This window comes from Curtobacterium sp. VKM Ac-2852 (assembly GCF_013205045.1).
Lineage (GTDB): Bacteria > Actinomycetota > Actinomycetes > Actinomycetales > Microbacteriaceae > Curtobacterium > Curtobacterium flaccumfaciens.
Genome location: NZ_JABMLI010000003.1, coordinates 269,555 through 295,362, shown reverse-complemented (window position 1 = coordinate 295,362; position 25,808 = coordinate 269,555). Strand labels below are relative to the sequence as shown.

Annotated in this window: 29 protein-coding genes; 23 read left to right on the top strand and 6 right to left on the bottom strand. The window is 71.3% G+C overall.

The window, feature by feature from the left end; all coding sequences use genetic code 11:
* Positions 1-60 precede the first annotated feature (60 nt).
* The 5 genes from HQQ79_RS12525 to HQQ79_RS12505 all read left to right on the top strand — a co-directional run bounded on the left by HQQ79_RS12525 (position 61) and on the right by HQQ79_RS12505 (position 1,770).
* Positions 61-576 carry a helix-turn-helix transcriptional regulator gene (locus tag HQQ79_RS12525; protein WP_051596885.1) on the top strand — a complete coding sequence of 172 codons (516 nt, stop codon included), beginning with the start codon at positions 61-63 and terminating at the stop codon, positions 574-576.
* 159 nt (positions 577-735) lie between these two features.
* Entirely contained in the window at positions 736-930 is a 195-nt protein-coding gene (locus HQQ79_RS12520) for a helix-turn-helix domain-containing protein (RefSeq protein WP_017888579.1), read from the top strand.
* Between the two features lie 109 nt (positions 931-1,039).
* Entirely contained in the window at positions 1,040-1,138 is a 99-nt protein-coding gene (locus HQQ79_RS12515; RefSeq protein WP_003792170.1) for an AURKAIP1/COX24 domain-containing protein, read from the top strand.
* An 87-nt stretch (positions 1,139-1,225) separates the two neighbouring features.
* A complete protein-coding gene (locus HQQ79_RS12510; protein WP_071247435.1) occupies positions 1,226-1,480 on the top strand; it encodes a glutaredoxin family protein in 255 nt (84 codons plus the stop codon).
* Positions 1,477-1,770: a Dabb family protein gene (locus tag HQQ79_RS12505; protein ID WP_111038117.1), complete on the top strand. Its 294-nt coding sequence runs from the start codon at positions 1,477-1,479 to the stop codon at positions 1,768-1,770. The genes HQQ79_RS12510 and HQQ79_RS12505 overlap by 4 nt, the downstream gene beginning before the upstream one ends.
* Before the next feature lie 117 nt (positions 1,771-1,887).
* Here HQQ79_RS12505 and aspS read toward each other — a convergent pair whose 3' ends face one another.
* Positions 1,888-3,228 carry an aspartate--tRNA(Asn) ligase gene (gene aspS, locus HQQ79_RS12500; RefSeq protein WP_173034673.1) on the bottom strand — a complete coding sequence of 447 codons (1,341 nt, stop codon included), beginning with the start codon at positions 3,226-3,228 and terminating at the stop codon, positions 1,888-1,890.
* Between the two features lie 171 nt (positions 3,229-3,399).
* Here aspS and HQQ79_RS12495 point away from each other — a divergent pair, with 171 nt between their 5' ends.
* Together HQQ79_RS12495 and HQQ79_RS12490 are read left to right on the top strand one after the other, a co-directional pair.
* Positions 3,400-3,738, top strand: coding sequence for a hypothetical protein (locus HQQ79_RS12495; protein WP_173034671.1), 339 nt, complete (start codon positions 3,400-3,402; stop codon positions 3,736-3,738).
* Complete coding sequence (locus HQQ79_RS12490) at positions 3,735-3,962, top strand: hypothetical protein (protein WP_173034669.1); 228 nt, start codon at positions 3,735-3,737, stop codon at positions 3,960-3,962. The genes HQQ79_RS12495 and HQQ79_RS12490 overlap by 4 nt, the downstream gene beginning before the upstream one ends.
* Here the strand turns inward: HQQ79_RS12490 and HQQ79_RS12485 are convergent.
* A complete protein-coding gene (locus HQQ79_RS12485; RefSeq protein WP_035809074.1) occupies positions 3,939-4,313 on the bottom strand; it encodes a MerR family transcriptional regulator in 375 nt (124 codons plus the stop codon). The two genes, HQQ79_RS12490 and HQQ79_RS12485, sit on opposite strands and share 24 nt — an antisense overlap.
* A 68-nt stretch (positions 4,314-4,381) precedes the next feature.
* Between HQQ79_RS12485 and HQQ79_RS12480 the strand changes: the two genes are divergently transcribed.
* From HQQ79_RS12480 to ccsB, 6 genes are all read left to right on the top strand, one after another.
* Positions 4,382-5,875: a SulP family inorganic anion transporter gene (locus HQQ79_RS12480; RefSeq protein ID WP_173034667.1), complete on the top strand. Its 1,494-nt coding sequence runs from the start codon at positions 4,382-4,384 to the stop codon at positions 5,873-5,875.
* Between the two features lie 67 nt (positions 5,876-5,942).
* Positions 5,943-6,599: a histidine phosphatase family protein gene (locus HQQ79_RS12475; protein WP_173034665.1), complete on the top strand. Its 657-nt coding sequence runs from the start codon at positions 5,943-5,945 to the stop codon at positions 6,597-6,599.
* Positions 6,596-7,234, top strand: a complete 639-nt coding sequence (locus HQQ79_RS12470; protein WP_367948097.1) for a TlpA family protein disulfide reductase — start codon at positions 6,596-6,598, stop codon at positions 7,232-7,234. The genes HQQ79_RS12475 and HQQ79_RS12470 overlap by 4 nt, the downstream gene beginning before the upstream one ends.
* Positions 7,235-7,279: 45 nt before the next feature.
* Complete coding sequence (locus HQQ79_RS12465) at positions 7,280-7,978, top strand: cytochrome c biogenesis CcdA family protein (RefSeq protein ID WP_173035302.1); 699 nt, start codon at positions 7,280-7,282, stop codon at positions 7,976-7,978.
* Positions 7,962-9,686, top strand: coding sequence for a cytochrome c biogenesis protein ResB (locus tag HQQ79_RS12460; RefSeq protein ID WP_216852500.1), 1,725 nt, complete (start codon positions 7,962-7,964; stop codon positions 9,684-9,686). Before HQQ79_RS12465 ends, HQQ79_RS12460 begins: the two co-directional genes overlap by 17 nt.
* Positions 9,687-9,691: 5 nt before the next feature.
* Complete coding sequence (ccsB, locus tag HQQ79_RS12455) at positions 9,692-10,711, top strand: c-type cytochrome biogenesis protein CcsB (RefSeq protein ID WP_173035298.1); 1,020 nt, start codon at positions 9,692-9,694, stop codon at positions 10,709-10,711.
* 291 nt (positions 10,712-11,002) lie between these two features.
* On the opposite strand, the gene HQQ79_RS12450 is transcribed toward ccsB, so the two are convergent.
* Entirely contained in the window at positions 11,003-11,992 is a 990-nt protein-coding gene (locus HQQ79_RS12450) for an o-succinylbenzoate synthase (RefSeq protein ID WP_173034663.1), read from the bottom strand.
* A gap of 260 nt (positions 11,993-12,252) precedes the next feature.
* On the opposite strand from HQQ79_RS12450, the gene HQQ79_RS18420 reads away from it, so the two are divergent.
* From HQQ79_RS18420 to HQQ79_RS12430, 4 genes are read left to right on the top strand one after another with little or no spacing between them, the layout of a single operon-like run.
* Positions 12,253-12,654 carry a hypothetical protein gene (locus HQQ79_RS18420; RefSeq protein ID WP_216852499.1) on the top strand — a complete coding sequence of 134 codons (402 nt, stop codon included), beginning with the start codon at positions 12,253-12,255 and terminating at the stop codon, positions 12,652-12,654.
* A 31-nt stretch (positions 12,655-12,685) separates the two neighbouring features.
* The gene (locus tag HQQ79_RS12440; RefSeq protein ID WP_027466349.1) at positions 12,686-13,615 is read left to right on the top strand and encodes a 1,4-dihydroxy-2-naphthoyl-CoA synthase; all 930 of its coding nucleotides are present in this window, start codon (positions 12,686-12,688) and stop codon (positions 13,613-13,615) included.
* Positions 13,615-14,790: an AMP-binding protein gene (locus HQQ79_RS12435; RefSeq protein WP_173034661.1), complete on the top strand. Its 1,176-nt coding sequence runs from the start codon at positions 13,615-13,617 to the stop codon at positions 14,788-14,790. The genes HQQ79_RS12440 and HQQ79_RS12435 overlap by 1 nt, the downstream gene beginning before the upstream one ends.
* A gap of 5 nt (positions 14,791-14,795) precedes the next feature.
* Positions 14,796-15,797 (top strand): 1,4-dihydroxy-2-naphthoate polyprenyltransferase, encoded by a 1,002-nt coding sequence (locus HQQ79_RS12430; RefSeq protein WP_173034659.1) that lies wholly within the window; start codon positions 14,796-14,798, stop codon positions 15,795-15,797.
* A gap of 39 nt (positions 15,798-15,836) precedes the next feature.
* Here HQQ79_RS12430 and HQQ79_RS12425 read toward each other — a convergent pair whose 3' ends face one another.
* On the bottom strand, positions 15,837-16,172 hold the full coding sequence (locus HQQ79_RS12425; protein ID WP_071247405.1) for a DUF4229 domain-containing protein: 336 nt from the start codon (positions 16,170-16,172) through the stop codon (positions 15,837-15,839).
* Positions 16,173-16,237: 65 nt separating this feature from the next.
* Between HQQ79_RS12425 and HQQ79_RS12420 the strand changes: the two genes are divergently transcribed.
* Positions 16,238-16,597, top strand: coding sequence for a PLDc N-terminal domain-containing protein (locus tag HQQ79_RS12420; protein WP_071406307.1), 360 nt, complete (start codon positions 16,238-16,240; stop codon positions 16,595-16,597).
* The gene (gene menD, locus HQQ79_RS12415; RefSeq protein WP_173035296.1) at positions 16,590-18,395 is read left to right on the top strand and encodes a 2-succinyl-5-enolpyruvyl-6-hydroxy-3-cyclohexene-1-carboxylic-acid synthase; all 1,806 of its coding nucleotides are present in this window, start codon (positions 16,590-16,592) and stop codon (positions 18,393-18,395) included. The genes HQQ79_RS12420 and menD overlap by 8 nt, the downstream gene beginning before the upstream one ends.
* Before the next feature lie 82 nt (positions 18,396-18,477).
* On the opposite strand, the gene HQQ79_RS12410 is transcribed toward menD, so the two are convergent.
* Positions 18,478-19,737, bottom strand: coding sequence for an isochorismate synthase MenF (locus HQQ79_RS12410; RefSeq protein ID WP_173034657.1), 1,260 nt, complete (start codon positions 19,735-19,737; stop codon positions 18,478-18,480).
* A gap of 86 nt (positions 19,738-19,823) precedes the next feature.
* On the opposite strand from HQQ79_RS12410, the gene HQQ79_RS12405 reads away from it, so the two are divergent.
* From HQQ79_RS12405 to HQQ79_RS12390, 4 genes are all read left to right on the top strand, one after another.
* Positions 19,824-20,615: a demethylmenaquinone methyltransferase gene (locus HQQ79_RS12405; RefSeq protein ID WP_017888622.1), complete on the top strand. Its 792-nt coding sequence runs from the start codon at positions 19,824-19,826 to the stop codon at positions 20,613-20,615.
* Between the two features lie 31 nt (positions 20,616-20,646).
* Positions 20,647-21,723 (top strand): polyprenyl synthetase family protein, encoded by a 1,077-nt coding sequence (locus tag HQQ79_RS12400; RefSeq protein ID WP_027466355.1) that lies wholly within the window; start codon positions 20,647-20,649, stop codon positions 21,721-21,723.
* Positions 21,724-21,806: 83 nt separating this feature from the next.
* The gene (locus HQQ79_RS12395; RefSeq protein WP_173034655.1) at positions 21,807-23,180 is read left to right on the top strand and encodes an FAD-dependent oxidoreductase; all 1,374 of its coding nucleotides are present in this window, start codon (positions 21,807-21,809) and stop codon (positions 23,178-23,180) included.
* Positions 23,181-23,185: 5 nt separating this feature from the next.
* Entirely contained in the window at positions 23,186-24,301 is a 1,116-nt protein-coding gene (locus HQQ79_RS12390) for a heparan-alpha-glucosaminide N-acetyltransferase domain-containing protein (protein ID WP_173034653.1), read from the top strand.
* A 36-nt stretch (positions 24,302-24,337) separates the two neighbouring features.
* Here HQQ79_RS12390 and cls read toward each other — a convergent pair whose 3' ends face one another.
* Entirely contained in the window at positions 24,338-25,798 is a 1,461-nt protein-coding gene (gene cls, locus HQQ79_RS12385; protein WP_071247396.1) for a cardiolipin synthase, read from the bottom strand.
* Positions 25,799-25,808 lie beyond the last annotated feature (10 nt).

Genomic DNA, 25,808 nt, shown 5'->3' with positions numbered 1-25,808 from the left:
GGACATGGGCCGGGACGGTTCGTCATGGTACATCCGTGGTGCCCCGGCTAGCCTTGCCCCATGGCCGACATCTTCTCCGTCGTGGCGGACCCGACCCGGCGCGAGCTGCTCGGCACGCTGTTGTCCGCCTACGGTTCGGACGTCACCGGCGGGGAGCTCAGCGTCGGCCAGCTCGTCGAACGCCTCGGGGTCAGCCAGCCCACGGTGTCGAAGCACCTGCGTGTCCTGCGCGACATCGGTCTCGTCACCAGTCGCGAAGAAGGACAGCACCGCTACTACCGGCTCGACCCGGAGCCGCTCGTGCACCTGGAGGACTGGGTCCTGCCGTTCACGGGCGCGGTCGACGCCGACGGCACCCCGGCCACCACCGCGTGGACGCCGGACGGCCAGCCGGTGTCGATCCGCCGGAACGGCACGGCCGGCAAGGCGACCGTCGAGGTGGGCACCGAACTCGGCCGTGTGATGGCCGAGGCGTCGTACCGTGCCACCGCGGCCATCTCCGGAGCGCAGCAGGGCTGGGAGCGCGTCGTCGACCGCAGTCGCAAGCGCTTCACCCGCCGGGGCGACGAGGACTGAGCCCTGCCGCACGGGTTTCTGAGCACGGGGCGCGGCCGGTGCGCACCGGGCGTGGACTGATCCTGGACACCGGGTCGCACGCGCCTCTACAGTTGCCACTGACCACACAGGTCACACCACTCCCGTGCGCAGCGCGCGTGCGAGCCCCGAAGGCGGACCATGACCGGCAGTTTCGACGACGTGCGCTTCCTCACCGTCGCTGAGGTCGCCGAGATGATGCGCGTCTCGAAGATGACCGTGTACCGGATGGTGCACGCCGGTGAGCTCCCCGCCATCCGCTTCGGCCGCTCCTTCCGCGTCCCCGAGTCGGCCGTCGCCGACGTGCTGCGCGGTGGCGTGGCGGACGTCGGCTGAGCGCGCGTTCGACATCGCAGCGGGCAGCCGGTAGACTCGGGCAGGTTGATTTTCCGCGGTCTCTTCGGCCCGGTGTCCGTACATCAGCATCAGTCCGAGCGAGGTCCACATGGGTTCTGTCATCAAGAAGCGTCGTAAGCGCATGGCGAAGAAGAAGCACCGCAAGCTCCTTCGCAAGACGCGTCACCAGCGCCGCAACAAGAAGTAGACCCTCACAGGTCTGCGCAGGTCGGAGGACCTGCACGAGAAGCCCCGGTTCGCCGGGGCTTTCGCGTTCCCGGACTACGCTGGGACCATGCCCGCAGTGACGTTCCTGACGAAGCCCGGATGCCACCTCTGCGACGACGCCCGACCCGTGGTCGAACGCGTCGTCGCCGACCACCCGGGGGTCACCCTGCAGGAACGCTCGATCCTCGACGACGACGCCCTCCGCCAGGAGTACGCGGAGGACATCCCGGTCGTGCTGATCGACGGGCGCGTCCACAGCAACTGGCACGTCGACGCCGACCGGCTCGCACGTGCGCTCGAGAAGGCCGAGGCCCGCGCATGATCTCCCACGTCGTCTCCTGGTCCCTGCGGACCGACCTCGACCGCACCGCGTCGATCGCCCGCATCCGCGAACTCCTGACCGGTCTGGTCGGCACCGTCGAGTCGATCCGCTCGCTCGAGGTCGTCGAGAACGTCGCCTACCCGGACAAGAACCACGACGTCGCCGTGGTCGCCAGCTTCGACGACCTCGCCGGGCTCGATGCGTACCAGGTGCACCCGGAGCACCAGGCCGCGGCAGCGGAGATCCGTGAGCTGGTCACAGCGCGGGCCGCCATCGACTGGCAGAGCTGAGCCGGGCCTCCCGTCCGCGCGCGCTCGTCGCTTCGTGAGCAGCAATGGTCGCCTCCCGCATCGGGAGGCGACCATTGCTGCTCACCATGTGCGCGGCGGTGCCGCGCAGCGCGGGACCTACGGGGTCAGGCGCGTCGGGCCACGGAACAGGTACGTGACCTCGCGGATCGACGGCTCACCGAGCATGAGCATCAGCACGCGCGCGAGGCCCATGCCGAAGCCGCCGTGCGGCGGGACGCCGTAGCGGAAGAAGTCGAGGTACCAGCCGAGCTCCTCCGGGTCGAGGCCCTTCTCGACGGCCTGCGCCTCGAGCACGTCGACGCGGTGCTCACGCTGGGCACCCGTGGAGATCTCGGCACCGTTGAAGATGAGGTCGTAGCTGTTGGTGACCGACGGGTCGCCGGGCTTCCGCATGTGGTAGTACGGCCGGATCGAGGCGTCGTACTCGGTGACGAACACGAACTCGGAGCCGTGGTGCTCCTTCGCCCAGGCGGCGACGCGGCGCTCGCCCTCGGGGTCCAGGTCACCGTCGGCGCGGACGACGTCGTAGCCGCTGTCGGCGACGATCTTGCGCGCCTCGGCCAGGGTCACGCGGGGGAACGGCGTCGCGGGGACCTGCAGCTCGAAGCCGAAGACCTCGGCGATGTCCTTGCCGTACTTCTCCTTGACGGCGGTGATGCCGGCGACCAGGACCTCTTCGTGCATCGCCATGACGTCCTCGTGGGACTCGATCCACGAGAACTCGGCGTCGACGCTGGTGAACTCGGTCGCGTGGCGGCTCGTGAACGAGGGGTCGGCGCGGAAGGCGTCAGCGATCTCGAACACGGCACCGAAGCCGGCCGGCTGTGCCATCTGCTTGAAGTTCTGCGGCGACTGGGCCAGGTAGGCGGTCGTCTCGAAGTACTCGAGCTGGAACAGCTCGGCGCGCGACTCGGACGCCGAGGCCATGAGCTTCGGGGTGTGGATCTCGATGTAGTCGCGGTCGACCCAGTACGTGCGGAACGCGTGCTCCAGCGTCGTCTGGATGCGGAAGATCAGGTTCTGCTTGCGGTTGCGCAGGTCGAGGAAACGCCAGTCGAGACGCTTGTCGAGCGACGAGTCGTCCGCGATCGGGGTCTCCGGTATCGCAGCGCTCACCACCTGCAGCGCACTGATCTTGACCTCGAGCCCGCCGAGCTTCACGCGCTCGTCGTGCTTCAGCGTGCCGGTGACGTGCACGAAGGTGCCGTGCGCCAGACCGGAGATCTCGTTCGTGGTCGCGAGCGCGGACTGTGCGGCGTCGTCGCCGTCCTCGGCCTCGCGCGTCGCCGGGTTCACGAGCTGGACGGCGCCGGTCTCGTCGCGCAGCACGACGAACTGCACCTTCTTCTGGTCTCGGACGGTCTCGACCCATCCGGCCACGGAGACGGGACCGTCGGGGAGGGCTGCCAGGTCGGCGATGCGGGTGCGTTCGATCACGGTGGTCGAGTCTAACCGCCTGCGTCCGGGGGCGTGGGCGGCAGGGTTCCTCCCTCCACAGGGCCGCCTGCGTCCGGCGTTCTCCACCGATGGCCGGGAGGCCCGTGGCGGCGCGCGTGGACTCCGTAGCGTTCTCGACGTGGCCGGGTCGCGGGACGAGAGGGGGACCGGGTGGGGACGGGGACAGGGGAGCTCGCGACCTGGCCGCCTGCGGCGGTCGCGGTGGTGGTGGCGGCACTGTGCACGACGGCGTTCACGCTGCTCGTGGCGTTCGTCGGTGGGCTGTGGGCGGTCATCCGGTGGCGGCGGGACGTCGCGCGGGAACAACGGGACCGGGCTTGGTCACGATTCGTCTGGGTGGTCGACCACGTCACGGATGCGGACGTGGGTCGTGTCGAGATCGGGAGACTCGTCGCGGGAGCGATGTACAACATGCAGGTTCTTCGCGAGGCCGACGAGGTCATCGGCAAGCTCGTGCTGGAACTGGTGACGGAAGAGGAGCAGACATGACGCAACCGGACCCGGTGAAGGCCTTGTTCGTGCGGCGGGACGAGGAGTGGAAGGCGAACGTGCGCAGACGGCACTGGCTCCGGCCATGGCGAGCACGTCGGGTGATCGCCGAGCACGATCGGCTGCGGGAGATGATGGAGGAGATGGCCGAGGCCAAGCGGGAACGGAGTCGCCTCATCGCGGCCGGCGTGCTCGAGGGCTCAGGGGAGCGAAGCGCGGAGTGACCCGAGCGTGCCGATGAACTCCTCGGCCATGCCGGCCCGCTCGACGAGCTTGGCGTGGCGGGCTCGGGCGTCCTCGAGGTACGCGTCGAGGCGGGCTGCCAGCGCTGGTTCGTCCTCGGGGTCCTTCGTCGCGAGGGCGTCGACCACGCGGAGCAGCTCGGCCATCTCGTCGAGGGTGAACCCGAGCGGCTTCATCCGGCGGATCACGAGCAACCGATCGAGGTCCTGCGCCGTGTAGACCCGGAACCCGCCGGTGGTGCGGCCGCTCGGTACGAGCAGCCCGACCTCGTCGTAGTGCCGGATGGTGCGCAGGGACATGCCGGCGCGGTCGGCGAGTTCGCCGATGTGCATCGTGTCGGGGACGTCGCTGGTGCTCACGGGTACGACTCTACCCTCACGTGAGGGTAGAGTTCCGATCGATGTCCGTGATCACACACGCGCCGACGGCCCCGAGCGTCCTCGCCGCCCTCCGCTCGCCCCGCATGCTCACCCGAGAGGTCCTGGCCGGCATCGTCACCGCGCTGGCCCTCATCCCCGAGGCGATCTCGTTCTCCGTCGTCGCCGGGGTCGATCCCGCGGTCGGTCTGTTCTCGAGCGTCGTCATCGCGATCGTGATCTCGATCGTCGGCGGTCGCCCGGCGATGATCTCCGCCGCAGCCGGCTCGGTGGCGCTCGTCATCGCCCCGCTCGTCCGGGAGCACGGGATCGAGTACCTGGTGCCCGCGATCGTGCTGGGTGGCGTGTTCCAGCTCGTGCTCGGGTTCCTCGGGGTGGCACGGCTGATGCGCTTCATCCCGCGCAGCGTCAACGTCGCGTTCGTGAACGCCCTGGCCATCCTCATCTTCACCGCGCAGCTGCCGAACCTGCTCGGCGACGACGTCCCGTTCGTCGTCTGGCCGCTGACGGCGCTCGGCATCGCGATCATCGTCGGCTTCCCGTTCCTGACGAAGGCGATCCCCGCACCGCTCATCGCGGTCGTCGTCGTCACTGGCCTCACGATGGTGTTCAGCATCGCCGTGCCGACGGTCGGCGACGAGGGCGCCCTGCCGACGGCGCTCCCGGGCTTCGGCGGCATCACGACGCCGTTCACCTTCGAGACGCTGCAGATCATCGCCCCGTACGCGTTCGGTGTCGCGATCGTCGGCCTGATCGAGACCCTGCTCACCGCGCAGCTCGTCGACTCCATCACGGAGACGGGCTCGAGCAAGTGGCGCGAGTCGTGGGGTCAGGGCGTCGCGAACATCGCGTCCGCCTTCTTCGGCGGGACCGGCGGCTGCGCGATGATCGGCCAGACGGTGATCAACGTGAAGACCGCGGGTGCCCGGACCCGCGTCTCGACCTTCGCGGCCGGGGTCTCGGTGCTGGTCCTGACGATCGTGCTCCACGACCTCGTGGCCCAGATCCCGATGGCGGCACTGACGGCGGTCATGCTCATGGTCTGCGTCGCGACCTTCGACTGGCACAGCATCCGTCCGCGCACCCTCCGACGGATGCCGCTCGGCGAGACCGCGGTCATGCTCGTCACCGTCGTGGTGGTCGTCGTGACCGAGAACCTCGCCACCGGGGTGCTCGTCGGCGTGGTCGTGGCGGCCCTGGTCTTCGCCCGACGGGTGGCGCACGTGGTGACCGTGGTCCGCGAGCCGGTCGACGACCGCACCGTGCGGTACCGGGTCCGCGGGGCGCTGTTCTTCGCCTCGTCGAACGACCTCGTCACACGGTTCTCCTACGCCGAGGACCCGGAGCACGTGATCATCGACCTGGCCGACGCCCACGTGTTCGACGCGTCCACCGTCGCGGCGCTCGACGGGGTCGAACAGCGGTTCGCGAAGCACGGGTCGACCGTCGAGGTGGTGAACCTCGACACGGGGTCGATCGCGCTGCACGGGCGGCTCTCCGGTGAGCTCGGCGGCTGAGTGCTTCCGCATCCGGTGAATCACCTGAGGGGGCGGTGGGAACCGCGGGCGACCTACACTGGAACCCATGCCCGCGACCCGTCTCCACCTCGTCCGGCACGGAGAGGTGCACAACCCGGGCCGCGTCCTCTACGGCCGGCTCCCGGGCTTCGGGCTGAGTGACCTCGGCACGCGGATGGCCCAGGCCTCCGCCACCGCCTGGAAGGACGCCGGCATCGACGTGCGTCGGATCGTCGCGTCCCCGCTGCAGCGCACGCAGGAGTCCGCCGCACCCTGGTCGGCCGCCTACGGGCTCGACGTGACGCTCGACGAGCGCCTGATCGAACCGACGAACCGCTACGAGGGGCAGCCCCCCGGGTTCACGAAGCGCTCGCTCGGCCGCCCGGCGGAGTGGCCGTGGATCGCGAACCCGCTGCGTCCCAGCTGGGGCGAGGCGTACGAGTCGATCGCCAACCGCATGCTCGCGGCGATGACCACGGCGTGGGAGAGCGTGGACGAGGGCGACGTCGTCCTGGTCAGCCACCAGCTGCCGATCTGGATGGTCCACCGGAAGCTCGCGGGGGAGCCCCTGTGGCACGACCCGCGCAAGCGCCGCTGTGACCTGTCGAGCATCACCACCGTCGAACGTGTGCCCGCCACGTCGACCGGTCGGTTCACCGAGGTCGGGTACGCGGACCCCGCGCAGGAACTGCGCGCGAACGCCGTCGACGAAGGAGCAGTGTGAACAGCACGAAGCGTGCGCGCGTCATCAGCAAGCGGTTCGCGGTCCTCGCAGCGACGGCCGTAGCCGCCGTCCTGGTCCTGTCGGGCTGCTCGTCGGACAGCGGCGGCATCGCGAAGCAGTACGGCAACGGCACGACCCAGAACTACATCTCCGGCGACGGCGCCGTGACCGAGGTCTCCGCGAAGGACCGCACCGACCCGGTCACCTTCCGGGCCGAGGACTCGAACGGTGACACCGTCTCGTCGAAGGACCTCCGTGGGAAGGTCGTCGTCCTGAACTTCTGGTACGCCAGCTGCCCGCCGTGCCGTGCCGAGGCGAAGTACCTCAACCAGGTGCACGACGAGTACGCCGACGCCGACGACGTCGCGTTCATCGGTGTCAACGTGCGTGACGAAGCGGCGACCGCGGCCGCCTTCGAGCGCACCTTCGACGTGCGGTACCCGACGGTCCTCGACCAGCGCACGGGCACGATGCAGCTGGCGATGTCCGGGCAGATCGCACCGAACGCGGTGCCCGCCACGATCGTCCTCGACACCAAGGGCCGCGTCGCCGCCCGGGTGCTCGGCGCGATCGACGGCACGAGCATCCTGCAGACCCTGGTCAGCGACGAGCTCGACGCCGGCAAGGCCTCCTGACCCGTGACCTCCAATCCCTTCGCCGACGCGATCCTGAGCGGCCAGATGGCCGTGGCGCTGCCCGTGGCGGCGCTCGCCGGGCTCGTGTCGTTCCTGTCCCCGTGCGTGCTGCCGCTCGTGCCGGGGTACCTCGGGTACGTCGGCGGTGTCGCCGAGGGCGGGCAGCGTCGGGGCCGTGTGGTGCTCGGCGTGCTGCTGTTCATCGCCGGGTTCACCGCGGTGTTCGTGGCGTACACGACGGTGTTCGGGGCGCTCGGCTTCTGGCTCGTCCGCTGGCGCGACCTCATCACGCAGGTCCTCGGGGTCGTCGTGATCGCGATGGGACTGGTGTTCGTCGGACGGTTCACGTTCCTGCAGCGCACCATCAAGCCCAGCTGGACCCCGGCCACCGGGCTCCTCGGTGCCCCCCTGCTCGGCATCGTGTTCGGCCTCGGCTGGACCCCGTGCCTCGGCCCGACCCTGGCGGCCATCAACCTGCTCAGCGTGCAGTCGGGCAGCGCCTGGCAGGGCATGTGGCTCGGGGTGGCGTACTGCCTCGGGCTCGGCATCCCGTTCGTCCTCGTCGCCCTCGGCGCCGGCTGGGCCACGGGGGCCATCGCGGCGGTGAAGCGTCACATGCGCACCGTCAACATCATCGGAGGAGCGATCCTGATCGTCATCGGTCTGCTCATGGTCACCGGTATCTGGTCGGCCGTCATGTCGAGCGTCGGGGCGGTGATCCAGAGCTTTGTCCCCGCGGTCTGACCTCAACGAGCACATCCCGACGGGCGCAGGCGACGGGGCCGACAGCGCCTCCGACCCGCAGCGGCCGTCCGACCACGTCGACGGCTCCGGCCCCACCGACGGCGGCGTCAACCAGCCGAAGCTCGGTTTCGTCGGGTACCTCCGGTTCTTCTGGCGGCAGCTGACGAGCATGCGCACGGCGCTGTTCCTGCTCATGCTGCTCGCCCTCGCGGCGATCCCGGGCTCGCTCGTCCCGCAGCGCACCGCCGACCCGAACGGCGTCGTGCAGTACAAGGCCGACCACCCGCAGCTCTACCCGGTCCTCGACAAGCTCCAGGTCTTCGACACCTACACCTCGGTGTGGTTCTCCGCGATCTACCTGCTGCTCTTCATCTCGCTCATCGGCTGCATCGTGCCCCGCACGAAGCACCACTGGCAGGCCCTGCGGACCCGTCCGCCGAAGACCCCCGCGCGCCTGACGCGACTGGCGGGCTTCCGCACCGTGGCGGTGCAACCCGACGCGATGATCGACGGGACGACCGGGATCGACGCGACCACGGGCCTCCCGTCCGCCGAGCACGCGGTGACGCGTGCGATGGCGATCCTGAAGCGGTCCGGGTACCGCGTCGAGCGGTTCGGCGACTCGGTGAGCGCGGAGCGCGGCTACCTGCGCGAGACCGGCAACCTGGTGTTCCACGCCGCCCTCGTCGGGGTGCTCCTGGCGGTCGGTGTCGGCGGCGGTTTCGGCTTCACCGGACAGCGCCTGCTGGTCGAGGGGCAGACCTTCTCGAACGTGCTCGGCTCGTACGACTCGTTCAACCCCGGTCGCTGGTTCCAGCAGACCGACCTCAAGGGCTACAACCTGCGCCTCGACAAGTTCGTGACGAAGTACGAGGAGCGCAACCTCGACGCCCTCGGGCAGGCGCTCGACTACTCGGCCACGGTCACGAGCACCGAGAAGGGCGGCGAGCCGAAGACGAGCCGCCTCGGCGTGAACGATCCGCTGCACGTCGGCGGCACGAATGTCTACCTGCTCGGCAACGGCTACGCGATGCAGGTCACGGTGCGTGACGGCGACGGGAACGTGGCGTTCAAGGACGTCGTGCCGTTCCTGCCGGAGGACGCGAACTACACCTCCACCGGCGTCATCAAGGTGCCGGACGCGAAGCCGGACCAGCTCGGCATGGTCGGGTTCTTCTACCCCACGGCATCGAAGCTCGCGAGCGGCGCCTACTCGAGTGCCTACCCGGATACCCAGAACCCGCTGCTGACGCTGCAGGTCTACACGGGTGACCTCGGGCTCGACAGCGGTGTGCCGCAGAGCGTGTACACGCTGAGCACCAAGGGCCTCGACCAGATCGCCGGTCGGCAGTCGGACACCGCGAGCATCGCGCTCGAGCCCGGCCAGACGAAGAAGCTGCCGAAGGGCGCCGGATCGATCACCTTCGACGGCGTCAAGCGGTACGTCTCCCTCGACGTCCACCACGACCCCTCGCAGCTCTGGGTGGGCGGGTTCGCCCTGCTCTCCACCCTCGGTCTGCTCACCTCGTTGTTCGTCCCGCGCCGCCGCGTCTGGGTGAAGGTCGTCCCGCGTCGCGATGCTCAGGGCGGCGAGTACGACCTCGAGTACGCCGGACTCGCACGCGGCGAGGACCCGAACCTCGAACGGGCCGTCGCGGACATCGCACAGCGCCACACGTCGGACCTCGGAGTTAGGATGCCCCAGTGAACGACATGACCACGAACCTCGCGACCTACTCGGTCGTGCTCACGTACTCCGCGATGGCGGTGTACGTGGTCGCGTTCATCTCGTTCGCCCTCGACATGGCCAAACGCTCCGGCGAGGTCACGGCCGCCGCGAAGAACGCGGGCGCCGACGACAGCTCGTCCGACGCGGCCAGCGCCACGTCGGCACGCGGCGCGAAGACGGTCGCGACCGTCCGCGGCGGCACCGTCGTGCTCGAGCAGGTCGCCGCACCGCCGTCGGGTGGCTCGGCCGGCCGCGGGACGAAGTTCGAGCGCGTCGGCATGGCGATGACGATCCTCGCGCTCGTGCTGCACGTCGCCTCGGTCGTCCTCCGCGGCATCGCGGCCGACCGTGTGCCGTGGGGCAACATGTTCGAGTTCTCGCTGACCGGCACGGCGCTGATCACCCTGATCTTCCTGCTCGTGCAGTTCTGGCAGAACCTGAAGTTCCTCGGTGTCTTCATCACCGGCCTGACGATCATCCTGCTCGGCATCGCGACGGTGAACTACTGGGTCCCCGTCGTCCCGCTGCAGCCGGCCCTGCAGTCGTACTGGCTGGTCATCCACGTCTTCGTGGCCATCGCCGGCACCGGGTTCTTCGCGCTCGGCGCGGGGCTCGCGGTGGCGCAGCTCGTGCAGACGTACCGCCAGGGCCGCACGGCCTCCGGCAAGCTCCGCTTCATGGCGACGCTGCCCGACGCCGACCGACTCGAGGTCCTGACCTACCGCGTCCTGCTCGTCGGTTTCGTCCTCTGGACCTTCACCCTCATCGCCGGTGCGATCTGGGCGGAACGCGCCTGGGGCCGCTACTGGGGCTGGGACACGAAAGAGGTCTGGACCTTCATCATCTGGGTCGTCTACGCGGGCTACATCCACGCCCGTGCGACCCGCGGCTGGCGCGGTGCGCGGTCGTCCTGGCTGGCGCTCATCGGCTTCGCCGCGGTGATGTTCAACTTCTCGGTCGTGAACGTCTTCTTCAAGGGCCTGCACAGCTACTCGGGGCTGTGAGCCGCGTGGGTCGCTGATGCGGCCCTGGTCGCGACCACGACCGGACGGGAGGCACGGTGCCAGCTGGCACCGTGCCTCCCGTCCGTCGTCGGGTCGCGTGCACGGCCAGGAAGACGCCGTCGTGTCGGTGGGACGCCGCGTCGTCGGCGAGACGCCGCAGGTTTCGGCGGCGTCTCGATGACTCGGCGGCGCCTCGATGACGTGGCGGCGTCTCGATGACGTGGCGGCGCCGAAAGGAGACGCCGGCGTCTTGCGGAGACGACGGCGTCTCGTGAGGACGCGGCGGGTGCGCTACCCGGCGGCCAGCAGTGCGTGCACCCGCGCCACCCGCGCACGCCACCACGCCGTGCGCTCCGGCGACGCGGCGGAGCGCTCCACCAGGTCGGGCGCGACGTCGACCCGGCGTACCGGCACCCGACCGCCGACCGGCAGCAGGGGATCGGCCGTGACGTCCCCGGCGAACATCGCCGCGGTCCCGAGTCCTGCGGCGTACCCGGGGGTCATCGCCGCGGCGGCCAGGAACGCTCCCATCCCGAGCCCGACCGAGGTGTCGAGCGCACTGGAGACGACGCACGGCAACCCGGCGTCGGCGATGACGGCACGGGCCGCGCTGATCCCGCCGAGCGGCTGGGCCTTCACGACCAGGACGTCGGCGGCACCGGCCCGGGCGACGGCGAGGGGGTCGCTCGCCTTCCGGACGCTCTCGTCCGCGGCGACCCGGACCCCGAGGCCGGCGACGCGCGACCGGAGCTCGGCGAGCTCGGGCACCGTTGCACAGGGCTGCTCGGCGTACTGCAGGTCGAACGGTGCGAGCCGCTCCAGCGCCGCGGTGGCCTGCTCCACGCTCCACAGCCCGTTCGCGTCGACCCGGACCGCGGCCTCGGGTCCCATCACCCGGCGGACCGCGGCGACACGGGCGACGTCGTCGTCGACGGTCGTGTCGGGCTCCGCGACCTTGACCTTGGCGGTGGTGCACCCGGGGTACCGCGCGAGCAGGTCGGCGACGGCGTCGGCGGCGATCGCCGGGACGGTGGCGTTGACCGGCACGGAGTCGGCGGCCGGTTCGTGATCCGTCCACCCGAAGTCGACGGTGGCCCGCAGCCAGGCGGCGGCCTCGGCGTCGTCGTACTCGACGAACGGCGAGAACTCGGTCCAACCTGCGGGGCCGCGCAGCACGACCGCCTCGCGAGTGGTGATGCCGCGGAACCGCACGCGCATCGGCAGGGCCACCACGTGGGCGTCGGCGAGGAGTTCGGCGAGGTCGGGGAGCACGTCCGCCATCCTCCCACCGCACCCAGGGGGCCCGCCGGTTCCTCGGAGGGGACCGCCAGGGCAGGGCACTAGCATGCATCGGTCGGCCTCGGTCGGCAGGGGAACGACCCGAAGACGATGGAGGCTCGGTGGCGGTGGATCCGCGGCAGCGCGCAGCACAGCAACGCGCATCGCAGCGCCCGTCCGACCCGTCGAGCGCCGCGGCCCGTCCGGCGTCGGCAGCCAGATCGGCGGCCGCAGCCCGACCAGCGGCGGGAGCCCGACCGGCAGTGGGCGCTCGACCCGCGGCGGCTCCCGGGCGCGACTCCGACGACTTCGACCGCCTCATGCAGCGCAACACCGTCGACGTGCGGCAGACGGGTGCCACGAGGCGCCGCAATCCGGTCGTCGGCAAGATCGCACTCGGCCTCGCCGTCGTCTCCGCCGCGGTCGACGCCAGTGCCTTCGCCGTGTTCATGGGCGGTGACACGAACTTCGCCTTCGGCATCTGCTTCGTCGTCGTGTTCCTGACGCTCGTCGCCGCCGTGCTCGGGTTCGTTGCCGCCGTCGGCTCGTTCGGGCGCTGGTACGGCGCTGTCGGGGTCGTCCTGGCGTTCTTCGCGAACCCCGTGATCCTCATCGTGATCATGGTGTTCGTCGCGCCGGAGATCCTGACCGACATGGGCGCCTGACCCGCCAGACGCCCGGCGGTACGTTGGGAGCATGGCTGCTCCCGTCTCCGACCTGTTCGACCCCGACGTCTGGACCCCCGCTCCGATCGCGGAGCAGTTCACCGACATCACGTACCACAAGCACGTCTCCAAGGGCATCGTCCGGGTCGCCTTCGACCGTCCCGAGGTCCGCAACGCCTTCCGCCCGCGCACGGTCGACGAGCTCTACCGCGCCCTCGACGACGCCCGGCAGGACCCCCGTGTCGGCGTCGTGCTGCTCACCGGCAACGGCCCCAGCCCGAAGGACGGCGGGTGGGCGTTCTGCTCCGGCGGCGACCAGCGCATCCGGGGGCGGAGCGGCTACCAGTACGTCGGCGACGAGGGTGCACCGCCGGAGGGCGTCGACCCCGCGGCCGCCCAGGCGTCGATGGGGCGGCTGCACATCCTCGAGGTCCAGCGCCTGATCCGGATGATGCCCAAGGTCGTCATCGCGGTCGTCCCCGGCTGGGCTGCGGGCGGCGGGCACTCCCTGCACGCGATCTGCGACCTCACCATCGCCAGCGCCGAGCACGGGAAGTTCAAGCAGACCGATGCCGACGTCGGCTCGTTCGACGGCGGCTACGGCAGCGCCTACTACGCCAAGCAGATCGGGCAGAAGTTCGCCCGCGAGGTCTTCTTCCTCGCGCAGGAGTACTCCGCCCAGCGCGCGTACGAGATGGGGGCGGTGAACGCCGTGGTGCCGCACGCCGACCTGGAGCGGGAGGCGATCCGCTGGGGCGAGATCGTGCTCGGCAAGTCCCCGACGGCGATCCGGATGCTCAAGTACGCGTTCAACGCCGTGGACGACGGGATGGTCGGCCAGCAGGTGTTCGCGGGCGAGGCCACGCGGCTGGCCTACGGCACCGACGAGGCCGTCGAGGGTCGCGACTCGTTCCTCGAGAAGCGCGCTCCCGAGTGGACCGCGTTCCCCTGGCACTACTGATGCCCCGTCCGCTGGTCGCGACCGGCACGTCGGACCCGACGGCCGTGCTGCGCGGCCTGGAGGCAGCACTCGCCGGCGGCCCCGCACTGCTCCCCGTCGCCGAGGGGGCTCCTGCACTGCCGACGCCACCACCAGCCGAGGTCCGTCAGGCGGTCGCCCTGGTGGTCGAGACGAGCGGGTCCACCGGCACCGGCAAGCGGGTGGCGCTCTCGTCCGAGGCGCTCCTCGCCGGTGCCGCCGCGGCCGACGCGGCACTCGGTGGGCCCGGGCGCTGGGTGCTCGCACTGCCGACGCACTACATCGCCGGCATCAACGTCCTGACCCGCTCGATCATCGCGGGCACCGACCCCGTCGTCGTGCCACCCGGGCACTTCGCGGCCGCCGCGTTCACCGAGGCGGCCGAACGGCTCGTCGTCGGTCCGGCCGCGCCCCGTCGCTACACCTCCCTGGTGCCGGTGCAGCTCGCACGCGTCCTCGACGACCCCGACGCCACGCGTGCGCTCGCCTGGTTCGACGCGGTGCTGGTCGGCGGGCAGGCCACCCCGGCGCCGCTCCGGCAGCGGGCGCTCGACGCCGGGGTCCGGATCGTGACCACGTACGGTGCGAGCGAGACGAGCGGTGGATGCGTGTACGACGGCATCCCGTTCGGCACGGTGCGCACCGCGCTGGTCGACGGCGAGCTGCACCTGGCCGGGCCGATGCTCGCCGAGGGGTACCTCGACGACGACGCCCGCACGGCGTCGGCCTTCGTCGAGCGGGACGGGCTGCGCTGGTACCGGACCGGGGACACCGCGACCCTGTCGGACGGGGTGGTCCGCGTGCTCGGACGCCTCGACGACGTGGTGATCTCCGGCGGCGAGAAGGTCCAGCTCGGTGCGGTCGAACGGCTCGTCCGCGGGCTCCCCGGACAGGAGAGCGCCGTCGTCGCCCGGCGCTCGGCGGGGGAGTGGGGCGAGGTCCCGGTCGTCGTCACCGAGCAGCCGCTCGACCTCGAGGCCGTGCGGGCCCACGTCGGAGCCGCCCTGGGGCGTGCCGCCCGACCCGCCGACGTGGTCCTGGTGGAGCGGATCCCGATGCTGCCGTCGGGCAAACCCGACCGTCGGGCCGTGCAGGCGCTCGTCGACCCGGTCCGTTCGTCGGGACCGCGAGCCGCCGGGCGTCTGCATCGGCAATAAGATCGGTGCTCGTGGCACGAACGAAGAACTCGACGCAGAAGCAGGGCCGGTCCGGCAACCCGGCGAAGGCCGCTGCCCCCGCCCGCCCCAAGCGGAAGGCGACCGCGCGCGACTGGATCGGCGGCGCACGCCTGCGCACCCTGACCCTCGGTGTCGTCCCGGTCGTGCTCGGCACCGCCGTCGCGTTCGTCGACAGCGGTGAGCCCGGCGACTTCGGCGACTACCTGGCGAAGGACGGCCACCTCGCGGTCGCGCTGCTCGCCCTGGCCGTGGCGCTGTTCCTGCAGATCGGCGTGAACTACAGCAACGACTACTCCGACGGGGTCCGCGGCACCGACGAGTACCGCGTCGGTCCGGCACGACTCACCGGAGCCGGCCTGGCCAAGCCCCGGACCGTGCTCACCGTCGCCCTGACGTTCTTCGGCCTGGCCGCGGTCGCCGGCCTGGTCATCGTGCTGCTCACCCAGCTGTGGTGGCTGCTGCTCGTGGGGGCCGCCGCCATCGTCGCCGCCTGGTTCTACACCGGTGGCAAGAAGCCGTACGGGTACAACGCCCTCGGCGAAGTGTTCGTCTTCGTCTTCTTCGGACTGGTCGCCGTGCTCGGCACCCAGTTCGTGCAGATCCGCGAGGTCACCGTCAACGGCTGGGCAGCCGCCGTCGCCGCCGGGTTCTTCGCCTGCGCTGTCCTGATGGTGAACAACATCCGTGACATCGACGAGGACCAGCTGGCGGGCAAGCGCACGCTCGCCGTGGTCGTCGGCCGTCCGGTGGCCCGCGTCCTCTTCGGCCTGTTCCTGATGCTGCCGTACGTCGTGCTGCTCTGGTTCGTGCTGCTGTACTTCCGCACGGGCTTCACGTACTTCTCGCTGCTGCTGGCCCTGCCGGCACTGGCGATCGGGGTGTCGTCACGGAAGCCCCGCGAGCTCATCACGGCCCTGCAGCTGTCGTCGTTCGCCTCGCTCGCCTTCGGCGTGGTGCTCGGGATCACCCTGGCCGTCCAGCCGTAGCCGTTCCGGCTGCTCGACTGGACGGTCCCGCGTCCGGGGTCAGTCGGCGTCGGCGTCCCGTCGCGCTCCGTGCCGCTCGGCGTCGGACACCGGACGGTCGGTCGGGGTGGCCGCCGCGTCGGAGTCGGCGGCGTCGACGAAGTCGTCCTCGAAGTCCGAGTCGGCGTCGCGCTCCGGGGTTCCGCGGCGGTTCGCCAGGCTCAGGGCCACCTGCGTGCGCAGTCCGGACAGGGCGATGTACGAGACGAGCAGGCCCACCAGGGCGGCCACGATCGTCGCCCAGTACCACGGCATCGGCGTCAGGAGCAGGAGGAGCACGAGCGCCACCACGAAGATGCCGAGCCGAGCCAGGGTGTACAGGAGCCACGCTTTCACACGGTGAGTCTACGGAAGCGTCGACCGGCAGGGGCATCACAGGGTCGCGACCTAGACTTCACCGCATGGTCCGCTTGTGGTTGATCGTCGCCGTGGCCGCCGTCGCCTTCACGGTGTACGCGGCCATCGACTGCGGCACGATGCCGCGTCAGCGCGTCCGTTCCCTGCGTCGCGGCGTGTGGCTCCTGCTCGTCATCATCCTGCCCGTCCTCGGTGGCGTGCTCTGGTTCCTGCTCGGTCGCACCCCGGCGGCCGACCCCGGTGCGTCGGCCCGCTACCGTGGACCCGAAGACGACCCGGACTTCCTCGGCACCACGCCGGAGCCGGGCACCACCCTCACGGACAAGGACCAGGACGACGCGACCCTCCGAGACCTCGAAGACCAGTTCCACGAGCGCGACGACGACGGCCGCACCGATCGCTGACGGCCCCGTCGGTTCGGGCAGCCCGGCGACGGACACCGCGCTCGCCCTCCTGCAGGAACTCGTGCGTGCCGGCGTCACCGACGTCGTCGTGAGTCCCGGTTCGCGTTCCCAGGCACTCGCCCTCGCGGCGGTCGCCCTGGAACGCGCCGGTGGGCTGACCGTGCACGTGCGGTTGGACGAACGGACCGCCGGGTTCTTCGCACTCGGGCTCGCGGTCGAGACGCACCGGCCCGCAGCGGTGGTGACGACGTCGGGCACCGCGGTGGCGAACCTGCACCCCGCCGTGCTCGAGGCGCACCACTCCGGCGTGCCGATGATCGTGCTGAGCGCCGACCGCCCCGACGAACTGCGCGGCATCGGCAGCAACCAGACCACCGTCCAGCCGGGGATCTTCGGCCAGGCCGTCGCCTTCGTCCGCGACGTCGAGGCCCCGTCGGCGCACGGTGTCGACGCCTCGGTCCGCGACACCCTGCGCACCCTCGCCCGACAGGCCGTCGCCGCCGCAGCGGGGCACACCGGGCAGCCCGGTCCCGCGCAGCTCAACGTCGCGTTCCGTGAGCCGCTGTCCGCCGGGCTCGCCCCGGAGCACGTCGGCCCCGTGCCGGACGACGAGGTCGACCTGGCGTTCGCCACCCGCCGGGCGCACACCGGTCTGCCGGTCGCCGAACTCACCCCGGACGACGAACCGGGCACCGTCGTCATCGCCGGACACGACGCCGGCGAGGACGCCGAGCGGATCGCCTGGGAACTCGGGGCGCCGCTCCTCGCCGAGGTCTCGAGCGGCGCGCGCTTCGGCCGCAACCTGGTCGTGGCCTACCGCGAGCTGCTGCGCGACCCGGACCACGGCGGTGCCGTCCGCCGGGCCGTCGTGCTCGGCCACCCGACCCTCAGCAGGGAGGTCCCCGCGCTCCTGCAGCGCGACGGGGTCGAGACGATCGTGGTCCGCGGACCGGCGGCCGACCCCTTCGACCCGGCCCGCGCCTCTCCCCACCGGCACGGCCCGGACGCCGCTGGCGCGTCGCCCGGGAACCGGCGGCGTGGGCCCAGCGAATCATTGACCACCTTCGTGTCCGACGTCCGCGTGACGGGCCGGACCCGGCCGGAGCACCGCGCGTGGGTCGGCCGCTGGGTCGGCTCCAGCCGCCGGATCCTGGGGGACGGCGACGCCGGCCCGGACCTCGACGCCAAGCGCTCCGCCGACCGCGCCGAGTGGAACAAGTTCCTGCGTGACGAGGTCGCGCTCCGTCGCCGACCCGTCGACCGCGCCATGCTCGCCGAGGCCGTCTGGGGCGTGACCTGGCCGCACGACCGGCTGGTCCTCGGGGCGTCGCAGCTCATCCGTGAAGCCGATGCCCGGGTGCTCGGCAAGAAGATCCGGGTGCACGCGAACCGCGGGCTCGCCGGCATCGACGGCACCGTCTCGACCGCGCTCGGCATCGCCGCGGCGCTCGAACACTCCTCGGCCTCGGTGGGCACCACACGCGTGCTCCTCGGGGACCTGACGCTGCTGCACGACCTCGGCGGGTTCGTCACCGGCACCGAGGAACGCACCCACCGGGTGCAGGTCGTCGTCGGCAACGACCACGGCGGCGCGATCTTCCGCGGGCTCGAGGTGGCGAAGACCACGCCGGAGGCCGACATGCGGCGGATGATGTCGACCCCGCAGCACGTCGACGTCGAGCGGGTCGTCACGGGCCTCGGGTGGGAGTACCGCCGGGCGGCGACGTGGGGTGACCTCGAGCGGGTGCTCACCGACCCCGCCGAGCGGGTCGTGATCGAGGTCCCGCTGGCGGACTGACCGGTCGCGCGGCTGCGCCCCGCGCGGCTATGCGGTCGCGCGGGGCGCGCGACTACCCGCCCGCGCGGGTCGCGCGGCTGCCTCAGGCCAGCGCGTCGGTGATCGGCCGGAACTTCAGGGCCGTCTCGGCCACCTCGCGCGCGGGCTCCGAACCGGCGACGATCCCGGCTCCCGCCCAGGCCCGGACGGTGCCGTCGTCGTCGATCCGGGCGCTGCGGAGCGCGAGCATCCACTCGCCGTCACCCGTCGCGCTCATCCAGCCGACCGGCCCGGCGTAGCGGCCGCGGTCGACGCCCTCGAGCTCGGCGACCAACTGCACGGCCACGTCCGTCGGGGTGCCCGCGACCGCGGCCGTCGGGTGCAGGGCGTCGGCGACGTCCAGTGACGTGGTGTCGGGCGGCAGCGTGGCCTGCACGTCCGTCGCCAGGTGCCACAGGTTCGGCAGCTGCAGCCGGAACGGTTCGGCGTCGGCGCGCAGGTCCGTGGCGAGCGGGGCGAGGGCCGCGAGCAGACTGTCGATCGCGAAGGTGTGCTCCTCGACGTCCTTGGCGCTGCTGGCCAGGGCCTCGGCGGCGGCCCGGTCGGACACCTCGTCGGTGCCCCGGGCGGCGCTGCCGGCGAGCACCCGTGCGGTCAGCCGCGTGCCGTCGGTGCGGGCGAGCGTCTCGGGGGTGGCGCCGATCAGCCCGTCCACCGCGAAGGTCACGCACTGCGGGTAGGCGGCCGCGAGGTCGAGCAGGACCGCCCGTCGATCGGCTCCCGGCGGCAGCGTGCCGACGAGGTCGCGGGCGAGCACCACCTTGCGGGCGCTCCCGGCCACGATGCGGCGGACGGCCTCGGAGACGTTGGCTGCGTAGGTGTCCTCGTCGATGTGCCCGGGACGCAGCGCGACGGAGACGTGCGGCCCGACGTGGGGGACCGGGACCGAGGTCCGGGTGAAGGCCAGGGGTTCCGCGCCGAGCGTGGTGTCGATCGCGGTCAGCCAGGCCTTACCGCGCCGCCGGCCGAGGACCACCCGGGGCACGATGAGCACGCTCTCGTCGGCGGAGTCGTCGGCGAAGGCGAACGACCCGAACGCGACGAGCCCCGAACCGCGCAGCTGCACCGGGTCGTCGACGACGGCGGTCTCGACGACGCTGCGCCAGAGGGCCGCGGCGTCACGCATCCGGTCGGGGCCGGTGAAGGTGAACCGGAGCGCCTCGCCGATGCCGACGATGCCGTCGCCGTTCCGGACGAAGGCGAGGGGACGGTCGCGGAGCGTGTGGCGGAGGACGGCGCCCGGGTCGTCGAGGATCCGGGTCGAGACCGTCAGCGGGGGCGCCGCCGTGGTGGTTCGGGTCACGGCTCCGATGCTACGCGCCGATCCCGCACCGCCCGGGTGGCTGCGAGTCCGGTGAACGCTCGGTCGGGACCTCTAGGATTGATCGTGTGAGCAGAGCGGACCTGAACAAGCGCCCGGACGAGGTGGCGGCGATGTTCGACGACGTCGCGGCCAAGTACGACCTCACGAACGACATCCTGTCGGCGGGCAACGCCCCGCTGTGGCGTGTCGCCACGGTCCGCGCGGTCGACCCGCAGCCCGGCGAGAAGGTCCTCGACATCGCCGCGGGCACCGGGACCAGCGCGGCGGCCTTCGCCAAGAAGGGCGCCGAGGTCACCGCGCTCGACCTGTCCGCCGGCATGATCGCCGTCGGCCGCGAACGCCACCCCGAGATCACCTTCGTCGAGGGCGACGCCGAGCAGCTGCCCTTCGACGACGACACGTTCGACGCCGTCACGATCTCGTTCGGGCTGCGCAACGTGAACGACCCGAAGCAGGCGCTCGCCGAGATGCTGCGCGTCCTGAAGCCCGGTGGCCGCGTCGTCATCTGTGAGTTCTCGACGCCGCCCCGCGCCCTGCTGCGCTTCGGCTACGGCACCTACCTGAAGCGCGTCCTCCCGGGCATCGCGCGGCTCTCGAGCAGCAACCCGGCCGCCTACCGCTACCTCGCCGAGTCGATCGACGCGTGGCCCGACCAGCAGGTGCTCACCCAGTGGCTCCGCGGTGTCGGCTTCTCGGTGGTCGCCTACCGCAACCTGACGGCCGGTATCGTCGCACTGCACCGTGGCCGCAAGCCCGTCGCCGACACGGTGCGCGAGTCCGCGGCACGGCGTGCGAAGGCCCGCCGTGACCACCAGAACACCGGCGAGCAGCCGCGCGTCGACCCGGCCGCCGACTGACCGGTCACCACCCCCGAAGACGGAGCAGCACTTGAATCCGAGCGTCCCGGTCGCACGTCGCGCGCCGAGCCTGCGCGCATCGCTGGGCATCGGCGAGCGGTTGTTCGCCACGCCCGCCGACCGACGCTTCATCTCCGCGGTCGACGACGGGCTCGAACTCGTCGAGCAGGGGCTCGAGGACGCCATGCGTTCCACCGACACCCTCGCCGACACCACCAGCCGGTACCTGCTGTCCGCCGGTGGCAAGCGCATCCGCCCGACCCTGACGCTCCTCATCGCCCAGCTCGGTGACGGCGTGACCGACGCCGTGGTCAAGGCCGCGGTGAGCATCGAGACCACGCACCTGGCGTCGCTGTACCACGACGACGTCATGGACGAGGCACCCGTCCGCCGCGGGGTCCCCGCCGCGCAGATCACCTACGGCAACAACGTGGCGATCCTGACCGGTGACCTGCTCTTCGCCCGCGCCAGCTTGATCACGGCCGACCTCGGCACCGAGGGCATCCGGATGCAGGCCGAGACCTTCCAGCGTCTCTGCATGGGGCAGCTGCACGAGACGACGGGGCCGCAGCCGGACGACGACCCGCTCGAGCACTACATCCAGGTGCTCAGCGACAAGACCGGTTCGCTCATCGCCACCGCGGCACGCGCCGGCGTGATGTTCTCCGGTGCCGACCGCGCCTACCTCGACGCCGTCGGTACCTTCGGCGAGAAGGTCGGCGTGGCCTTCCAGCTCGTCGACGACGTCATCGACCTCGCCCCCGCGACGGACAAGACGGGCAAGATCGCCGGCAACGACCTGCGCGCAGGCGTGGACACCCTGCCGGTCCTGCAGCTGCGCCGGATGGCCGCGACCGATCCGTCCGCGCAGCACCTGGTCGAGCGCATCGAGCGCGACGTCAACGGTGCGCCCGACGACGTGGTCGACTCCGCGCCGTACCAGTCGGCCGTCGCCGCGCTCCGCGAACACGAGGCGACCGCGGCGACCCGCGCCGTCGCCGTCGCCTGGGCCCGCGAAGCCGTCGCCGCCCTCGCCCCGCTCCCCGACGGCACCGTGAAACGGGCACTCACCCGCTTCGCGGACTCCGTCGTCGACCGAAGCCGCTGAACACCCCTCCCGACGCGCACGCCCACGGCGGCCCGGTCGGAAGGCCCCCGGGAACCCCCACCCGAACGAACTGGAGACGATCAGTGCCCACCCTCCGACTCGCCATCGTCGGCGCCGGCCCGGCCGGCATCTACGCCGCGGACATCCTGCTGCGCGAGGCGCACGGCTACGACGTGTCGATCGACCTGTTCGAGCAGCTCCCCGCGCCCTACGGTCTGGTCCGGTACGGCGTCGCCCCCGACCACCCGCGCATCAAGGGCATCATCAACGCCCTGCGTGACGTCCTCGACCGCGGTGTCGTCCGCCTGTTCGGCAACGTCCGCTACGGCGAGGACATCACCCTCGAGGACCTCAAGAAGCACTACAACGCGGTCGTGTTCTCGACCGGTGCGATCAAGGACGCCGACCTCGACATCCCCGGCGTCGACCTCGACGGCTCGTACGGCGCAGCCGAGTTCGTGAGCTGGTTCGACGGCCACCCCGACGTCCCGCGCACCTGGCCGCTGCGCGCCGAGAGCGTCGCGGTCATCGGCGTCGGCAACGTCGCCCTCGACGTCTCGCGCATCCTGGCGAAGCACGCCGACGACCTGCTGCCGACCGAGATCCCCGCGAACGTGTACGAGGGCCTGAAGGCATCGCCGGTCACGGACGTGCACGTCTTCGGCCGCCGTGGTCCGGCGCAGGTGAAGTTCACGCCGCTCGAGCTCCGCGAGCTCGGCGAGGTCCGTGACGTCGACATGGTGGTCTACGACGAGGACTTCGACCACGACGAGGCGTCGAAGACCGCGATCGCGACGAACAAGCAGGTCATGGTGATCAACCGTGTCCTCGAGCAGTGGCGCACGCGCGAGGTCGGCCAGGCCAGCCGCCGGCTCCACCTGCACTTCTACGCGAAGCCGATCGAGTTCGTCGGCGACGAGCAGGGCAAGCTGACCGCCATCCGCTACGAGCGCACCCGTCCGAACGGCGAGGGCGGCGTCGAGGGCACCGGCGAGATCCGCGAGATCCCGATCCAGGCCGCCTACCGCGCGGTCGGGTACTTCGGTTCCCCGCTGCCCGGGGTGCCGTTCGACGAGCGGCACGGTGTCATCCCGAACCACGAGGGCCAGGTCCTCGACGACGACAACCAGCAGATCCCCGGGGTGTACGCCACCGGCTGGATCAAGCGCGGTCCGGTCGGGCTCATCGGACACACGAAGTCCGACGCGATGGAGACCGTGCAGCACATCGTCAACGACCAGGCGAGCTGGTGGACCCCGGAAGACCCGTCCGACGAGGCCATCCCGGCCCTGCTCCGCGAGCGCGGTGTCGAGTACACCGACCTCGAGGGCTGGCACCACCTCGACACCCACGAGCAGGCGCTCGGTGCGGTCGACGGGCGCGAGCGCATCAAGGTCGTGCCGCGCGACGAGATGATCGACGTCTCGCTCGGCCGCGTCGACACCCCGACCAGCTGACGACCATGACCGACACGCGCCCCGTCCCGCCCACCGCGGTGCGGGGCGCGTCCGCGTCGGGGACACGGCTGCAGGGCGTCGACGTGGCCCGTGCCCTCGCGCTGCTCGGCATGATGGCCGCACACGTCGGCGGCATCGCGGAGCAGCTCGACTGGACCGACCCCGCCACCTGGACCGCCGTCGCCCACGGCCGCCCGTCCACACTGTTCGCGGTCCTCGCCGGGGTCTCGATCGGCCTGACGAGCGGCCGTGCCGACCCGCCCGGCCCGCCCACCATCGGCCGCATCCGTGCCCGGCTCGCCATCCGCGCCGTGGTGGTCGTCGTCATCGGGTTCGCCCTGATGGCGCTCGACACCCCCGTGTACGTGATCCTGCCGACCTACGGGGTGCTGTTCCTGCTGGTGGTCCCGGTGCTCCGCGTCCGACCGGCGGCGCTGCTCGGCATCGCCGCGCTCTGCGCGGTGCTGTCGCCGCTCGCCGCGCTGACGATCGCGCCGGCCTACGCGGACGCCGGCATGATCGGCGTCCAGCTCGGCCTGGTCTACCCCGTGGTCACCTTCCTGGCGTACGTCCTGGTCGGTCTCGCGGTCGCCCGGGCCGGCCTGGAGGAACGTGGCCGGCAGGTTGCGCTCCTCGTGTCCGGCGCACTGGTCGCCGCCACCGCGTACGTCGCCGGGTCGGTCCTCGCCCCGCTGCCGGACGACGCGGCCCTGGCGTTCCCCGGGGTCCCGTACGCGGGCGAGGGCTCGACCCCCGGCCAGGCCCTCGCGCAGCTGTTCCTGTCCCCGCGTGACCACTCGTCGTCAGTCGTCGACGTGGTGGGGACTGCCGGGGTGGCGGTCGCCGTGATCGCCCTGTGCCTGCTCGTGTTCGACGGCCGCGGGCGTGTCGCCGAGCGGATCGCGTTCCCCCTGGCCGCGGTCGGCTCGATGCCGCTGACGGTGTACTCGGGGCACCTCGTGGTCATCGCGATGCTGCCGACCTCCCCCGAGTCGGTCGAGGCCTGGGGCTGGTTCGCCCTCGGCTCGGTGGTCTTCGCGATGCTGTGGCGGCGGTTCCTGGGTCGCGGCCCGCTCGAGCGGGTGGTGGGGGCCCTGGTGTCCCTCGTCCCGATGCGCTGAGCGCACCTGGCGGGCGCGAGTCGTGCCTCCAGGCGGCTACTGCAGCGCCGCGGTGAGCCGCGCGACGTTGTCGAGCACCTTGGACCGGCGCGGACGGTCGAACCACTCGTCGAGCGTGAGCTCGAAGCTGTGCTCCTTGTACGCTTCCTGCACCTCGCGCAAGGCGTCGACGAAACGGTGACCGCGCACCATCACGGAGACCTCGAGGTTCAGGCTGAACGAGCGCATGTCCATGTTGCTCGACCCGATCACCGACACCTCGTCGTCGATCGTGAAGTGCTTCGCGTGCAGGATCGTCGGCGCGCGGTACAGCCAGATCCGCACACCGGCGCGGAGCAGTCCTTCGTAGTAGGAGCGCTGCGCGTGCCAGGTCATCGCGTGGTCGCCCATCTCGCCGACGAACAGCTCGACGTCGACCCCGCGCTGCGCCGTCGTGGTGATGGCGTAGAGCATCGAGTCGTCCGGCACGAAGTACGGCGACGTGATCGAGACCTTCTGCTGCGCCGAGTAGAGCAGCGCGTTGAACAGGCGCAGGTTGTTCTCGCCGTCGAAGCCCGGGCCGGACGGCACCACCTGGCAGTCGAGCGCGTCACCGCGGTCGGCCCGCTGGACGGGGTCGCTCTCGCGCAGCAGCAGCTCGTCGGTCTCGCTGTACCAGTCGGTGACGAACAGGGCGTTGAGCCCCGCGACGACCGGTCCCTCGAACCGAGCGAACAGGTCCTTGTAGACCATGCCCTTCTCGACGTGCGACTTGATGTCGTACGACGCGTCGATCAGGTTCTGCGAGCCGGTGAACGCGACCGAGCCGTCGATCACCATGATCTTCCGGTGGTTGCGGAGGTCGGGGCGCTGGAACTTCCCCTGCAGCGGGAGGAGGGGCAGCATCAGGTGCCACTCGATGCCCGCCTGGTCCATGAACGACAGGGTGTCCTTGTAGCCCGGGTACCCGCGGCTGGCCCAGTGGTCGAGCAGGAACCGCACGGTCACCCCACGGGCCTGCGCCCGCGCGAGCGCCTCGAAGAACGGGCGCGTGGTGTCGTCGAGCGTCGCGATGTAGAACTCGACGTGCACGAACCGGCGGGACTGGTCGATCGCCCGCGTCATCTCGGCGATGGACTCCTCGGAGTCGGGGTAGAGCTCCGCGGAGTTGCCGCCGACCAACGGCATCGCACCGAGTTCGCGGTTCAGCCGCGTGACGCTCTCGAGCCACGCGGGCCACGGGTGGTCGCGCCGGACCCGCTCGATGCCCTCGGTCTGCTCGAGGATGTACGCGTTGATCTCGGTCTGCTTCTCGCGACGGGCGCGGGGGAGCTTCGTCGACCCGATGACCAGGAAGACGATGAAGCCGATGTAGGGGATGAGGAAGATCGCGAGCAGCCACGCCGTCGCGGTCTGCGGCTTCCGGTTGATCGGGACGTAGATGATCGAGAAGACGCGGATCGCCAGGTCCAGCAGGACGAGCAGGACGGTGATGACGACGCTGAGCCAGTGCTCCACGGGGTGTCGG

Bases quoted from the DNA above. Each gene is read 5' to 3' on its own strand.
- HQQ79_RS12525 (WP_051596885.1), top strand. From the start codon at position 61: ATGGCCGACATCTTCTCCGTCGTGGCGGACCCGACCCGGCGCGAGCTG.
- HQQ79_RS12520 (WP_017888579.1), top strand. From the start codon at position 736: ATGACCGGCAGTTTCGACGACGTGCGCTTCCTCACCGTCGCTGAGGTC.
- HQQ79_RS12515 (WP_003792170.1), top strand. From the start codon at position 1,040: ATGGGTTCTGTCATCAAGAAGCGTCGTAAGCGCATGGCGAAGAAGAAG.
- HQQ79_RS12510 (WP_071247435.1), top strand. From the start codon at position 1,226: ATGCCCGCAGTGACGTTCCTGACGAAGCCCGGATGCCACCTCTGCGAC.
- HQQ79_RS12505 (WP_111038117.1), top strand. From the start codon at position 1,477: ATGATCTCCCACGTCGTCTCCTGGTCCCTGCGGACCGACCTCGACCGC.
- HQQ79_RS12490 (WP_173034669.1), top strand. From the start codon at position 3,735: ATGACGCAACCGGACCCGGTGAAGGCCTTGTTCGTGCGGCGGGACGAG.
- HQQ79_RS12485 (WP_035809074.1), bottom strand. From the start codon at position 4,313: ATGCACATCGGCGAACTCGCCGACCGCGCCGGCATGTCCCTGCGCACC.
- HQQ79_RS12480 (WP_173034667.1), top strand. From the start codon at position 4,382: ATGTCCGTGATCACACACGCGCCGACGGCCCCGAGCGTCCTCGCCGCC.
- HQQ79_RS12475 (WP_173034665.1), top strand. From the start codon at position 5,943: ATGCCCGCGACCCGTCTCCACCTCGTCCGGCACGGAGAGGTGCACAAC.
- HQQ79_RS12465 (WP_173035302.1), top strand. From the start codon at position 7,280: ATGGCCGTGGCGCTGCCCGTGGCGGCGCTCGCCGGGCTCGTGTCGTTC.
- ccsB (WP_173035298.1), top strand. From the start codon at position 9,692: ATGACCACGAACCTCGCGACCTACTCGGTCGTGCTCACGTACTCCGCG.
- HQQ79_RS12450 (WP_173034663.1), bottom strand. From the start codon at position 11,992: ATGGCGGACGTGCTCCCCGACCTCGCCGAACTCCTCGCCGACGCCCAC.
- HQQ79_RS12440 (WP_027466349.1), top strand. From the start codon at position 12,686: ATGGCTGCTCCCGTCTCCGACCTGTTCGACCCCGACGTCTGGACCCCC.
- HQQ79_RS12435 (WP_173034661.1), top strand. From the start codon at position 13,615: ATGCCCCGTCCGCTGGTCGCGACCGGCACGTCGGACCCGACGGCCGTG.
- HQQ79_RS12420 (WP_071406307.1), top strand. From the start codon at position 16,238: ATGGTCCGCTTGTGGTTGATCGTCGCCGTGGCCGCCGTCGCCTTCACG.
- HQQ79_RS12390 (WP_173034653.1), top strand. From the start codon at position 23,186: ATGACCGACACGCGCCCCGTCCCGCCCACCGCGGTGCGGGGCGCGTCC.